At 64.2% G+C, this 11,944-nt stretch carries 15 protein-coding genes; 7 read left to right on the top strand and 8 right to left on the bottom strand.

Features of this window, described 5'->3' with window-relative positions; genetic code table 11:
• The 3 genes from JWR89_RS23845 to pcaG form a co-directional block, all read left to right on the top strand.
• On the top strand, positions 1-737 hold a 737-nt coding region (locus JWR89_RS23845; RefSeq protein WP_299720668.1), incomplete at its 5' end, for an acetyl-CoA C-acyltransferase.
• Between the two features lie 128 nt (positions 738-865).
• Positions 866-1,567 carry a protocatechuate 3,4-dioxygenase subunit beta gene (pcaH, locus tag JWR89_RS23840; protein WP_299720667.1) on the top strand — a complete coding sequence of 234 codons (702 nt, stop codon included), beginning with the start codon at positions 866-868 and terminating at the stop codon, positions 1,565-1,567.
• Positions 1,567-2,145: a protocatechuate 3,4-dioxygenase subunit alpha gene (gene pcaG, locus JWR89_RS23835; RefSeq protein WP_299720666.1), complete on the top strand. Its 579-nt coding sequence runs from the start codon at positions 1,567-1,569 to the stop codon at positions 2,143-2,145. The genes pcaH and pcaG overlap by 1 nt, the downstream gene beginning before the upstream one ends.
• 234 nt (positions 2,146-2,379) lie before the next feature.
• On the opposite strand, the gene JWR89_RS23830 is transcribed toward pcaG, so the two are convergent.
• From JWR89_RS23830 to JWR89_RS23820, 3 genes are read right to left on the bottom strand one after another with little or no spacing between them, the layout of a single operon-like run.
• Entirely contained in the window at positions 2,380-3,945 is a 1,566-nt protein-coding gene (locus JWR89_RS23830; RefSeq protein WP_299720664.1) for a DHA2 family efflux MFS transporter permease subunit, read from the bottom strand.
• 4 nt (positions 3,946-3,949) lie between these two features.
• Complete coding sequence (locus JWR89_RS23825; RefSeq protein WP_299720663.1) at positions 3,950-5,086, bottom strand: HlyD family secretion protein; 1,137 nt, start codon at positions 5,084-5,086, stop codon at positions 3,950-3,952.
• Positions 5,079-5,570 carry a MarR family transcriptional regulator gene (locus JWR89_RS23820; RefSeq protein WP_299720661.1) on the bottom strand — a complete coding sequence of 164 codons (492 nt, stop codon included), beginning with the start codon at positions 5,568-5,570 and terminating at the stop codon, positions 5,079-5,081. The genes JWR89_RS23825 and JWR89_RS23820 overlap by 8 nt, the downstream gene beginning before the upstream one ends.
• Before the next feature lie 157 nt (positions 5,571-5,727).
• On the opposite strand from JWR89_RS23820, the gene JWR89_RS23815 reads away from it, so the two are divergent.
• Complete coding sequence (locus JWR89_RS23815; RefSeq protein ID WP_299720670.1) at positions 5,728-6,231, top strand: Fur family transcriptional regulator; 504 nt, start codon at positions 5,728-5,730, stop codon at positions 6,229-6,231.
• Positions 6,232-6,323: 92 nt separating this feature from the next.
• Positions 6,324-7,178, top strand: a complete 855-nt coding sequence (locus JWR89_RS23810; protein ID WP_299720669.1) for a DMT family transporter — start codon at positions 6,324-6,326, stop codon at positions 7,176-7,178.
• A gap of 4 nt (positions 7,179-7,182) precedes the next feature.
• Here the strand turns inward: JWR89_RS23810 and JWR89_RS23805 are convergent, their stop codons facing one another.
• Positions 7,183-7,845, bottom strand: coding sequence for a nucleotidyl transferase AbiEii/AbiGii toxin family protein (locus JWR89_RS23805; protein WP_299720660.1), 663 nt, complete (start codon positions 7,843-7,845; stop codon positions 7,183-7,185).
• On the bottom strand, positions 7,842-8,120 hold the full coding sequence (locus JWR89_RS23800) for a hypothetical protein (RefSeq protein WP_299720659.1): 279 nt from the start codon (positions 8,118-8,120) through the stop codon (positions 7,842-7,844). The genes JWR89_RS23805 and JWR89_RS23800 overlap by 4 nt, the downstream gene beginning before the upstream one ends.
• Before the next feature lie 47 nt (positions 8,121-8,167).
• Between JWR89_RS23800 and JWR89_RS23795 the strand changes: the two genes are divergently transcribed.
• Both JWR89_RS23795 and ispG read left to right on the top strand, forming a co-directional pair.
• A complete protein-coding gene (locus tag JWR89_RS23795; RefSeq protein ID WP_299720658.1) occupies positions 8,168-8,440 on the top strand; it encodes a hypothetical protein in 273 nt (90 codons plus the stop codon).
• Positions 8,437-9,732, top strand: a complete 1,296-nt coding sequence (ispG, locus tag JWR89_RS23790; protein WP_299720657.1) for a flavodoxin-dependent (E)-4-hydroxy-3-methylbut-2-enyl-diphosphate synthase — start codon at positions 8,437-8,439, stop codon at positions 9,730-9,732. Before JWR89_RS23795 ends, ispG begins: the two co-directional genes overlap by 4 nt.
• A 23-nt stretch (positions 9,733-9,755) precedes the next feature.
• Here the strand turns inward: ispG and JWR89_RS23785 are convergent, their stop codons facing one another.
• The 3 genes from JWR89_RS23785 to JWR89_RS23775 all read right to left on the bottom strand — a co-directional run bounded on the left by JWR89_RS23785 (position 9,756) and on the right by JWR89_RS23775 (position 11,935).
• Positions 9,756-10,049, bottom strand: a complete 294-nt coding sequence (locus JWR89_RS23785; RefSeq protein WP_299720656.1) for a type II toxin-antitoxin system RelE/ParE family toxin — start codon at positions 10,047-10,049, stop codon at positions 9,756-9,758.
• Positions 10,049-10,249, bottom strand: a complete 201-nt coding sequence (locus tag JWR89_RS23780) for a hypothetical protein (protein WP_299720655.1) — start codon at positions 10,247-10,249, stop codon at positions 10,049-10,051. Before JWR89_RS23780 ends, JWR89_RS23785 begins: the two co-directional genes overlap by 1 nt.
• A gap of 81 nt (positions 10,250-10,330) precedes the next feature.
• Positions 10,331-11,935, bottom strand: a complete 1,605-nt coding sequence (locus JWR89_RS23775; RefSeq protein WP_299720654.1) for a Na+/H+ antiporter — start codon at positions 11,933-11,935, stop codon at positions 10,331-10,333.
• Positions 11,936-11,944: the final 9 nt, after the last annotated feature.

Below are 11,944 nucleotides of genomic sequence, written 5' to 3'. Positions count from 1 at the left end.
ACGGCGTCGATGCGATGCCGGAGACCGGCGAGAACGTCGCGCAGGATTTCCAGATTTCGCGCGCCGACCAGGACGCGTTCGCGATCCGCTCGCAGCAGAACGCGGGCAAGGCGATCGCCTCCGGCTATTTTGCGGAAGAGATCGTCGCCGTGATGGCGCCGGGCGGCAAGGCCGGCCCGATCAGTGTGGACAAGGACGAGCATCCGCGCCCGGAGACCACGCTGGAAGGCCTGACCAAGCTGCGCCCGATCGTGCGCAAGGACGGCACGGTCACGGCCGGCAACGCCTCGGGCGTCAATGACGGCGCCGCCGCCATGATCCTGGCCTCCGCCGCCGCGGTGAAAAAGCACGGCCTCACCCCGCGCGCGCGCATTCTCGGCCTGGCCTCGGCCGGCGTCGCGCCGCGCATCATGGGCATCGGCCCGGTGCCGGCGACCCAGAAGCTGATGGAACGGCTCGGGCTGAAGATCTCCGACTTCGATTTGATCGAGCTCAATGAAGCTTTCGCCTCGCAGGGCATTGCTGTGCTGCGCCAGCTCGGCGTCAAGGAGGACGCTGACTTCGTCAACCCGCATGGCGGCGCCATCGCGCTCGGCCACCCGCTCGGCATGAGTGGCGCGCGCCTGGCGATGACCGCGGTGCACGGCATGGAGAAGCGCGGCGGCAAGCTGGCGCTCGCCACCATGTGCGTCGGCGTCGGTCAGGGCGTGGCGATGGCGATCGAGAAACTGAATTAAGGAACGAACTATTAGTCGTCATTGCGAGGAGCGAAGCGACGCGGCAATCCAGAAAGCTACAAGCGAAGACTGGATTGCTTCGTCGCAACGGCTCCTCGCAATGACGGGGAGAGGCCAGAGGACCTAACATGACCCTAATCTATCCCGTCGAAAGCAATGCCGTGCATGCGCCGCGGCTGTCGCCCGCCTACAAGAGCACCATCAAGCGCGCGCCGCAGAAGGCGCGGATCCTGATGCCGCATACCATGTCGGAGCTGACCGGCCCGGTATACGGCCACGAGACCGTGCGGCCGGGGGATCACGACCTCACCACCATGCATGCCGGCGAGCCGATCGGCGAGCGCATCATCGTGTTCGGCCAGGTCCAGGACGAGGACGGCCGCGGCCAGCCCAACGTGCTGGTCGAGCTGTGGCAAGCCAATGCCTGCGGCCGCTACGTCCATGTGGTCGACCAGCATCCCGCGCCGCTCGATCCGAATTTCACCGGCGCCGGTCGAGCGGTGACGGACGCGCAGGGCAACTACAAGTTCATCACCATGAAGCCCGGCGCCTATCCGTGGGGCAACCACCCCAACGCCTGGCGCCCCGCCCACATCCACTTCTCGGTGTTCGGCCATGCCTTCGTGTCGCGGCTGGTGACGCAGATGTATTTCCCCAACGATCCCTTGTTCCCGTTCGACCCGATCTTCAATTCGGTGACCGACGAGAAGGCGCGCAATCGCATGGTGTCGGATTTCGACCTCGACGCCACCGAGCCCAATTGGGCGCTGGCCTATCGCTTCAACATCGTACTGCGCGGGCGCAACGCCACGCCTTTGGATACGCACTGATGTCCGGATTGACCCCCTCGCAGACCGTCGGCCCGTATTTCGCCTACGGCCTGACCCCGAACGGCAATTACGCCTGGAACGACGCCTTCACCAACAACCTGCTGACGCCGGACGTCTCCGGTGACCGCATCCGCATCGAAGGCTTCGTCTATGACGGCGACGGCGCCAACGTGCCCGATGCGATGCTGGAAATCTGGCAAGCCGACGCCCAGGGCCGGTTCTCCGATCCGCAGGATTCCCGCGCGTTGCCGAATTCGTCGTTCAAGGGCTTTGGCCGTTGCGGCACGGGTGCGAACGGTTTCTCGTTCGACACCATCAAGCCCGGCGCAGTGCCGGGGCTGAACGGTAAGCCGCAGGCGCCGCACATCGTGCTGGCGGTGTTCGGCCGCGGCATGACCATGCAGAGCATGACGCGAATCTATTTCGACGACGAGCCGGCCAATGCGTCGGACGAGGTGATGGCGCTGGTCCCGGCGGATCGCCGCGCGACCTTGCTCGCGAAGAAGACGGCCTCCGGCGTATATCGTTTCGACGTTCACCTGCAGGGCGACAACGAGACGGTGTTTTTCGAGGTGTAGTTGGTCGCGGAGCCGCTGTTCTTTCCCTCCCCCCAAGCGAAGCAAAGCTTCGCGCAGGTGGGGAGGGTGGCCCGGCGCAGCGAAGCGAAGCCGGGTCGGGTGGGGGTGCCACGAACGCCGTCGCCTGTGGCGCCCCCACCCCGGCCTCCACTTCGGCGATGCTGCGCATCGCCTTCGCTCGGCCGACCCTCCCCACAAGGGGGAGGGAGACCATCGGCGTTATCACATCACAAGCTATTCCAGCACCGCGGCGTGGTCGTCCGGCTTCTGCGACTGGGCGCGCAGCGCGGCCTTGCTGGAACCGATCATCAGCGCCAGCGGGATCGCGATCAGCGTCACCACCATCACCATCTGGTAGTCCAGTCCGAACGCAATGATGGTCGCCTGCAGGGTGACGATGGCGTCGGCGGCGGCGCGGCCGGCGTCGGTGGTGAGGTCCAGCATCTCGCGCACGCCGGGCATCTGTAGTGCATTGTTGAACGGCGTGACGTGCTCGACCAGTACCGCATGGGCCATCCGCGTCCCCGAGGTGAGCTGCGCGATCACCAGCGAGATGCCGATCGAGGAGGCGACGTTGCGCAGCAGCGTCAGCATCGAGGTGCCGTCGGTGCGCAGGTGGTTGGGCAGCGTCAGGAACGCCACGGTCGATAACGGGACGAACACCAGTCCGAGCCCAAAACCCTGTGCGATCGAGACGATGACGACCTCGGTGACGCCTGTCTGGTCGGTCCAGCGTGCGGTGAAGAACAGCCCGAGCGAAATCAACGCCATGCCGGCCATGATCAGCGTCCGCGCCTCGATATATTTCATGATGCGGCCGACCAGCATCATCGCGACAAAGGTGCCGGAGCCCCGTGTCGCCAGCAGCAGGCCGGCGGTGAGGATCGGGTAGCCCATCACGTTCTGCAGGAACGGCGACGACAGCGCCATGGTCGAATACAGCACCAGCCCCATCACCGCCATGAACACGCAGCCGCCGACGAAGTTCTTGTCCTTGAAGATGGCGAACTGGATGAACGGCCGGTTCGAGGTCAGCGAATGCGCGAAGAAGTAGTAGAAGCCGACGACGGCGACGATCGCCTCGGCGATGATTTCGTTGGATTCGAGCCAGCCGAGCTGCTCGCCGCGGTCGAGCGCGAGCTGCATCGAGCCGATGCCGATCGCCAGCGCGGCGAAGCCGAACCAATCGAACTTGAGTTCGAAATTCTGTTTGGTCTCGTCCATAAACATCAGCAGCCCGGCTACCGTGACGATGCCGAACGGCAGGTTGACGAAGAACACCCAGTGCCAGGAATAGGTCTCGGTCAGCCACGCGCCGAGCGACGGCCCCATGATCGGGCCGAGCATCACGCCCATGCCCCAGATCGACATCGCCTTGGCGCGTTCGTGCAAAGCGTAGGAGTCCAGCATCACCGCCTGCGACAGCGGCACCAAAGCCGCGCCAAACACGCCCTGCAGCAGCCGGAACAGCACCATCTGGCTGATGTCCTGCGCCAGGCCGCACATCACCGACGCCACCGTGAAGCCGGCGGCGCAGACGATAAACACCTTCTTGCGACCGAACCGGTTGGCGACCCAGCCGACCGGCGCGGTCATGATCGCAGCGGCGACGATGTACGACGTCAGCACCCAGTTGACCTGGTCCTGCGACGCCGACAAAGAGCCCTGCATATAGGGCAGAGCGACATTGGCGATGGTGGTGTCGAGCGCCTGCATGATGGTCGCGGTCATGGCGCAGATCGTCACCATGTTCCGGCGCAGGCCGGGGACCGCGACCGGGGCGGATGCAGACGTGCTCATATGGTCAGTCCTTCGCCGCGGCGGCGGACATGCCGAACAAGGCCGCCAGCGAGCGATGATGGTTGGTGTCGATCGAGGTGAACGAGCTCATGCCCGCCTTCAGCTTCTGCACGGCGGGATCGGCGTGATCGAGATAGATCCGCACCGGCACGCGCTGCACCACCTTGACGAAATTGCCGGTGGCGTTCTGCGGCGGCAGGATCGCGAACTGCGCGCCGGTGCCGGGGCTCAGCGAGCCCACGGTGCCCTTGAATACGTGGCTCGGAAACGCATCGACGTCGATGTCTACCTTCTGGCCGACGGCGATATAGGTGAAATCGGATTCCTTCAGGTTGGCATCGACCCACGGTTTGGCATCGTCGATCACGCTGAGGATCGGGGTGCCGGCGGCGACGAAGCGGCCGAGCTGGATGTTGTCGACCTGGGTCGCTGTGCCGCTGATCGGCGCGCGCAAGGTGGTGTGGTCCAGGTTGCGCTGCGCCTGGTCGAGCGCCGCCTTGGCCTGGGCGTAGGGCGGAAACTCCTCCAGCGGCAGGTCGGGATTGCCGAGCAACTGGTTCCTGGCGGTAGAGAGCTGCTGGCGCAGCAGCTCGAGCTGGGCGCGGGCGGTAACCAGCGCGGTGGCGGAATTGTCGAGGTCGAGCTGCGAGCCGAAGTTGCTCTTCACCAGCGTGTTCTTGCGCTCGACGTCGCGCTGCTTCAGGTCGGCGCCCTGCTGCATCAGGTCCTGCATCTGGCCGTAGATCTTCACATTGCCGACCAGCGTGTCGTAGCTGGTCTTCTGCTGCGCCAGCGTCGCCTGGGCCTGGCGCACGGCGATCTGGAACGGCACCGGATCGATCTCGAACAGCACGTCGCCTTCGCGAACGTGCTGGCCCTCGCGCACCACGACCTTGTCGACGTTGCCGGAGATATCCGGCGTGATCAGCACCTTTTGCGCGCCGACATAGGCGTCGTCGGTGGTTACATAGCGACCGCCCGAGAGATAGAAGGCGACGCCGCCGACCAGCGCGACGATCGGCAGCACCACCAGCAGCAGGGTGCGGCGATGGCGGCGCAGCAAACCGGGCCGCGGCGGCGATGCGGTACCGGCGTCCGGAGCGCTTTTGTCGGTGGCAAGTTTCAGCACGGGCTCAGCCATAGGTCGCTTCTTTCTTCAGGGCAGCGGGCGTTGTCGGCGCGGCGACAGGGTTCTGGATCGCCTCGCGGACGTTGTTCTTGACGGTTTCGAGCTGGGCGACCAGCAGATGGGTGTCCGCCGCGCTGAGCCCGGCCAGAGCGGTGTGGGTCAGCTCGTTGCGCAGGTCGGCCAGTTTCAGCGTCAGCGGGCGCGCGGCCTCGGTGAGATACAGCCGGTTGACCCGGCGATCGCTGTCGTCGCTGCGGCGTTCGATCAGGCCGAGGTCGCAGAGCTTGTCGATCAGCCGCGTCAACGTGATTGGCTGAATTTCCATCAGTTCGGCGATTTCGGCCTGCTTCATGCCCTCGGTGCGCTCCAGCTTGGCCAGCACGCCCCATTGGGCGCGCGTCAGCCCGAAACGGCGCGCCTGCTTTTCGGCATAAAGCCGCAGCAGGCGCTGGGTTTCGAACAGGGCAAACAGGAAGTCGACATTGGAACCGGGCATGGTCACTCCGTAAGATCGCGATATAGTATAGTTTGCTTATTATATCGATGCGATATGTTTCGGCGGCTGCCCCGCGGCGAACGCATGGCTCGTTGAGGCGGCCCGCGCCTTGCCGATTTCGCGAGCGGAATCGGCGCGGACGCACTAAATGTCACTCATGACCCTCGCCAAGCCCCATTTTCCGGCCCCCGGCCACGATCACGACCGCTGTACCGCGGACGCAATCCAGCACGCCGAAGCGGTCTGCGCCGGCCGGTCACAGAAATTCACCCCGATCCGCCGCCAGGTGTTGGGCGCGCTGCTGGGTAGCCACCGGCCGCTCGGCGCTTACGAGGTGATCGACGAACTCGCCAAGACGATGCCGCGCCCGGCGCCGATCACGGTGTACCGCGCGCTGGATTTCCTGATGGAGAACGGCCTCGTGCATCGCATCGAGAGCCGCAACGCATTCCTGGCCTGCGCCCACGACCACGCCGAAGCGGCGATGGTGGCGTTCCTGATCTGCGACAAATGCGGCTCGGTGGGCGAGGTGCCGGCTGCCAAGGTGGCGCAGAGCCTGAACGACGCCGCCCGCACCACCGGCTTTGCGCCGAAACTCTCGGTGGTGGAAATCACCGGCACCTGCGCGCACTGCCAGACGACGTCACAACAAGACCAATAACACGGCGACAAGCCGGACGAGGCCCGATGTCAGCACCACCCCGCACGATCCCGCCCGGCGCGCGCCCGCTCACCCTCGGCGCCATCGCCCTGATGCTGATGCTGTGCCTGACCTGGGGTTTCAACCAGATCGCCATCAAGATGGTGCTGCCGGAAATCCCGCCCTATCTGCAGGCGATGCTGCGCTCTGCCGGCGCGCTGGCGGTAATCCTGACCATCGCCGCGATCCGCGGCACCAAGCTGTTCGCGCGCGACGGCTCGCTCAAGGCCGGGCTGTTCTGCGGCGTACTGTTCGGCGTGGAATTCGTGCTGATCTACCACGGGCTGCAATTTACCTCGGCGAGCCGCGCCTCGGTTTTCCTCTACACGGCGCCGTTCTTCGTCGCCGCCGGCTCTTACCAGTTTCTCGGCGAGCGGCTGCGCGCCGTGCAGTGGATCGGGCTGGCGGTCAGCTTCGCCGGCGTGGCGTTTGCGATCGGCGTGCCGCAGCCCGATGTCGATGCCAGGGTGCTGCTCGGCGACCTGATGGTGGTGGCCGGCGCGATGCTGTGGGCGGCGACCACCTTGTGCGTCAAAGCCACCGCGCTGATCCGCTGCCCGCCGGAAAAGGCGCTGGGCTATCAGGTCGCGATGTCGATCCCGATCCTCGGCCTGGCCGCGTGGTTTGCTGGCGAAACCATCCCGCATGTGCCGGGCGCGCTGACGCTGTCGCTGATGGCCTGGCAGGCGATCTGGGTGGTCGGTATGACGTTCCTGATCTGGTTCAGCCTGGTGAAGGTCCATTCCGCCAGCAAGCTGTCGGCCTTCACCTTCATCACCCCGCTGATCGGTGTCGCCGGCGGCTATCTCATCATGCACGACCCGCTGACCCCGGCCTTCGGCGTTGCCGCCATGCTGGTGATCGCGGGGCTGTATCTCGTCAACAAGCCGGCGGCGGTGGTGGGGTGAGCGCTCACACGGCGCGAAGGATTTCCCGGGCTCTTTCGTGCGCTGTTATCGCGACCGGTCGAAATGCTTCTTTGATAGTCAACTGCGAGATTGTGCCATTCACAAAGTTTGGGTTTGAGCCGTCGAGAGCCGCAATCGTCCGGGCGACCTCTTCGCGATAATTTCGCAGTTCAGCGATGACGGCATCCGCATGTTGAACGCCTGCAGCGGCTATGTCGAAAATGTCACGTGGTATGAGCATCGCGCCGCGATGGTACACCTTCTTTGTGATGATCTCCGGGATTGTTTCCAGAAAAACCGTGTCGCCTGCGACTACGGATGGATGTGCAGGTGACGCCGTTAGCGACTGTCCGACAATGAAATCAATTTGGCCAATATTCTTGAACGTCAGTTTTAGAAAGCTGACGCCGTCGCCGTGATAGCCGCTAGGCATAACTTCAAAATCAAAATCATGCTTTTCCGGGTCTAAATGCGACAAGAATTGCGGATCTGAGAAGAAGACATCGATGTCGTGACTGTCGCGATGATCAATTTGCAGCATCATCGCGGTGCCCCCGCCCAACGTCCATTGATCGATGATTGTCTGTTCGGCATTCACCTGGCGGATCAGGGCGCAGGCTACCCGGAGCAATCGTGGCCAATCGGACAGACCGCTTGCGGCGCTCATTTTGCGAGCGGGTAGGGTTGGCCCGAATACGTGGCAAAGGATCTTGCAGCAGCGACCAGTTGGGGCTTGCTGATGCCGAACATGCTCGCGAACTCGAGCTGTAACTCTGGCTTCACTTCCCCGAAAAACGACGACATATGGCCGGGGACAGTCTTGGCCGCCGAATGATCGAGCAAAAATCCGACCAACTCCAGAGCGTCCAGATGCTGGCTATATGGCGCATTGACGGTGGTTAGAACCAGATCCGGGCTCATATGCTTAACCGGTGCGGGCATGATCCATCCTCAGCCAGTACAATCGTAGATTGGGCCGATCAGGCAAGTTGTCAATCGGTCATTTGATCGTCGGATCTCAGCAAAATATTGTTTTCATTGAAACATTTAAGCCGGGCCCGATCCGCTGGAAAGCGCAGAAACGAGAATTCTGGTTTGATTCGGCCGGTATTGACGTGCCGGTCAGCAAATTGTCAGCATTTACCGCTATGACCCCTTATCTCCGGCGCTCCGACTGGCTATTTCAGGGCCTCGGCGCACGACACGGTGACCATGAATCCATTGCTGAATGTCACCAAAACCTGATATTCGAGACCCCATGAACATGCTTGAAAAACCGCCGCAGTCCGATGTCGCCGGCCCGAAGGCCCGGCATCGCAGCACCCAGGTCATGGTCGGCAACGTCGCCGTCGGCGGCGGCGCGCCGATCGTCGTGCAGTCGATGACCAACACCGACACCGCCGACATCCAGGGGACCATCGAACAGGTCGCCGCTCTGTCGCGCGCCGGGTCGGAAATGGTCCGCATCACCGTCGATCGCGACGAGGCCGCTGCCGCCGTGCCGCATATCCGCGACGAGCTGCGCAAGCGCGGCATCACCACGCCGCTGATCGGCGATTTCCATTACATCGGCCACAAGCTCCTGGCCGACCACCCGGCCTGCGCCGAGGCGCTCGACAAGTACCGCATCAATCCCGGCAATGTCGGCTTCAAGAACAAGCGCGACAGCCAGTTCACCGACATCGTCGAGATGGCGCTGAAGTACAACAAGACGGTCCGGATCGGCGCCAACTGGGGCTCGCTGGATCAGGAGCTGCTGACCAAGCTGATGGACGAGAACGCGCTCTTGGCGCAGCCGAAAGACGTCCGCGCGGTAACCCGCGAAGCGATGGTGCAGTCGGCGCTGCTGTCGGCCGCGCGCGCCGAGGAAATCGGCCTGCCGAAGAATCGCATGATCCTGTCGGCCAAGGTGTCGGCGGTGCAGGATCTGATCGCGGTCTACCAGACGCTGGCCGAACGCTCCGACTACGCGATCCATCTCGGCCTTACCGAGGCCGGCATGGGCTCCAAGGGCATCGTCGCCTCATCGGCGGCGCTCGGCATCCTGCTGCAGCAGGGCATCGGCGACACCATCCGCATTTCGTTGACGCCGGAGCCCGGCGGCGACCGCACCATCGAGGTCCAGGTCGCGCAGGAACTGCTGCAGACCATGGGCTTCCGCACCTTCGTGCCGCTGGTGGCCGCCTGCCCCGGCTGCGGCCGCACCACCTCGACCACGTTCCAGGAACTGGCGCGCTCGATCCAGGATTTCATCCGCGTCGAGATGCCCGGCTGGAAGACCACCTACCCCGGCGTGGAATCGCTGAATGTCGCCATCATGGGTTGTATCGTCAACGGCCCCGGCGAATCCAAGCACGCCGACATCGGCATCTCCTTGCCGGGCACCGGCGAAACCCCGGCGGCGCCGGTGTTCGTCGATGGCAAGAAATTCCGCACGTTGCGCGGGCCCAACATCGCCGGCGACTTCAAGGCGATGGTGATCGATTACATCGACCACCGCTACGGCGCAGGCGCGGCATTGCCGGCGCAGGTCGGGGCCGACGCGGCGGAGTAGGATCGAGCAGAAACCGGCGTGAGCTATGGCTCCGCCGGTTGTTGGTTCCGCGCCGTATGCCTAATGTGCAGGATGACGAGTTCGTTATTCGTCACATCTGTCGGGTAGAACACGACATACGGGTATCGCACGACGGAAATGGCCCACGCGCCGGGCTCGTCCGCAAGGTGTCCGCGATAGGGAAATTGCCCGAGCTGCGCGACGAGTTCTTCAATGCGCCGGACCACAGATTTTGCGGCGGTCCTGTTGCGCTCGGAAATGTAAATGAAGATATCGTCAAGTTCGATGAGCGCGGTTTTTGACCAGCGGACCTTCATCACCGATAGCGGTTAAACACCGCCGCGACTTCCTCGTCGCTCGCCAACTGGCCGGAGCGCATTTCCGCGAATCCGCGGCGAACGGCCGCGCGTTCTTCATCGCTCAGTTTATAGACGTCCCCGCGCTTTGCTTCAATTTCGTCGATGAAGCGAGCGACTTTCTCCTGGTCCTCTTCGGGCCAGGCTGCAACGCGATCCAACAGATTTTCGAGGCTCTCTCTCGTCATCTGGTCAAACTAGCAGATTTGCATCTCCGCCGCATCCGGTTTTGCTTCCCGCCCCTACAGCGGCATCTTGCGATATTCCCGGTTGATCAATCCCGCCTCTTCCAGATCGAGATCGCGCTCGATCCGGCGCCGGCTCTCGTCGGTGATCTTGCCGTCGCGCAACTGCATATGGATGAATTTTCGCTCCGCGGCGATCAGTTCGCGCACCAGGTCGGTGCCGAGCGCCGAGTTGTCGGCGTCGGGATCGAGATGTTCCGGCAGTTGGCCGGCGCGAACCTCGTGCCGGGTGCGCAAAAGCTTCACCACTTCATCCGATAGTTCGCGGTCGTCGGTCATGGCATCGAGCGAGGCCAGCGCCGCGGCCAGCGCTTCGCGGCGGGCCTCAAGTTCGGCCTCATGCTCGGCGATGTACTCCTCGCGGCCTTCCTTGCCCATGCCGAGCAGCTTCACCACGATCGGCAGGCCGAGGCCGAAGCCGACCACGGTGAGCAGGATGACGTTGAAGGTGACGAACAGGATCAGGTCGCGCGACGGAAAGCCTTCGCCAGACGGCAGCGCGAACGGCAGCGCCAGGGCTGCGGCCAGCGACACCGCGCCGCGCACGCCGGTGAAGGCGACCACGAAGGTCCAACGCCAGCCCGGCGCCGGATCGCGTTGGCGCAGTTTCGGGTCCAGCCATCGCGGCAGATAGATCGCTGGGTACACCCAGGCGAAGCGCGCGATCACGATCACCACGGCGACCAGCGCGGTGGCCAGCATGATGTCGCTGAACGGGAACGCCTTCGACTTCTCGATCAGGAGCCGCATCTGGAAACCGGTGAGCAGGAACAGCATGCCCTCGACCAGGTAGATGACGAGGTCCCAGAAGAAGATGCCCTGCAGCCGCGTCGCCGCGGAAATCAGCAGCGGCCCGTTCCAGGAGATGTAGAGCCCGCAGACCACGGTGGCGATGATGCCGGAGCCGCCGAAATGTTCGGGGATCAGATAGGCGACATAGGGCGTCAGCAGCGACAGCGTGATCTCGACCTGCGGGTCGCGGGCGTAGTGGCGCAGCCGCAGGCTGATCCAGCCGATCGCGAAGCCGAACGCCAACTCGGCGGCGAGGATCGCGGCGAAGGTGCCGGCCGCCACCGGCAGCGAGAACGCGCCGGTGGAGATCGCCACCACGGCGAAGCGGTACAGGATCAGCGTGGTGGCATCGTTGGCGAGGCCCTCGCCCTCCAGCACCACCAGCATGCGGCGCGGCAGGCCGAGCTTTCGCGCGACGGCGAGCGGCGCCACCACGTCCGGCGGCGCGACGATGGCGCCCAGCAGGAAGCCGACGCCCCACGGCAGGCCGATCAGGAAATGCGTGGCGGTGGCGACCAGGCAGGCGGTGAAGATCACGCAGCCGACCGCCAGCAGCGTGATCAGCCGCAGGCTGGCACGGAACTCGCGCCAGCTCATGGCGACGGAGGCTGAATAGATCAGCGGCGGCAGTACGCCGAGCAGCACCGCGTCAGGCGGCAGTTCGATGGCCGGCATGCCCGGCACATAGGCCAGCGCGATGCCGGCCAGCAGCGCCAGAATCGCATGTGCCATGTTGATCCGCCGCGCCAGATAGGCGGTGCCCGCGAGCACGGCGATCAGGATCAGGAAAATAGGGAACTTGGCTTCCACGCAGGCGGT

Source organism: Tardiphaga sp., from assembly GCF_028290785.1.
GTDB lineage: Bacteria > Pseudomonadota > Alphaproteobacteria > Rhizobiales > Xanthobacteraceae > Tardiphaga.
Note: the sequence above shows the minus strand (reverse complement) of the source record. Positions and strands in the feature narration are given on the sequence as shown.

Excerpts from the sequence above, each read along its gene's own strand:
- JWR89_RS23810 (WP_299720669.1), top strand. The coding sequence starts at position 6,324 with ATGCTGATGCTGTGCCTGACCTGGGGTTTCAACCAGATCGCCATCAAG.
- pcaG (WP_299720666.1), top strand. The coding sequence starts at position 1,567 with ATGTCCGGATTGACCCCCTCGCAGACCGTCGGCCCGTATTTCGCCTAC.
- JWR89_RS23820 (WP_299720661.1), bottom strand. The coding sequence starts at position 5,570 with ATGCCCGGTTCCAATGTCGACTTCCTGTTTGCCCTGTTCGAAACCCAG.
- JWR89_RS23825 (WP_299720663.1), bottom strand. The coding sequence starts at position 5,086 with ATGGCTGAGCCCGTGCTGAAACTTGCCACCGACAAAAGCGCTCCGGAC.
- JWR89_RS23830 (WP_299720664.1), bottom strand. The coding sequence starts at position 3,945 with ATGAGCACGTCTGCATCCGCCCCGGTCGCGGTCCCCGGCCTGCGCCGG.
- ispG (WP_299720657.1), top strand. The coding sequence starts at position 8,437 with ATGAACATGCTTGAAAAACCGCCGCAGTCCGATGTCGCCGGCCCGAAG.
- JWR89_RS23815 (WP_299720670.1), top strand. The coding sequence starts at position 5,728 with ATGACCCTCGCCAAGCCCCATTTTCCGGCCCCCGGCCACGATCACGAC.
- JWR89_RS23800 (WP_299720659.1), bottom strand. The coding sequence starts at position 8,120 with ATGCCCGCACCGGTTAAGCATATGAGCCCGGATCTGGTTCTAACCACC.
- JWR89_RS23805 (WP_299720660.1), bottom strand. The coding sequence starts at position 7,845 with ATGAGCGCCGCAAGCGGTCTGTCCGATTGGCCACGATTGCTCCGGGTA.
- pcaH (WP_299720667.1), top strand. The coding sequence starts at position 866 with ATGACCCTAATCTATCCCGTCGAAAGCAATGCCGTGCATGCGCCGCGG.
- JWR89_RS23785 (WP_299720656.1), bottom strand. The coding sequence starts at position 10,049 with ATGAAGGTCCGCTGGTCAAAAACCGCGCTCATCGAACTTGACGATATC.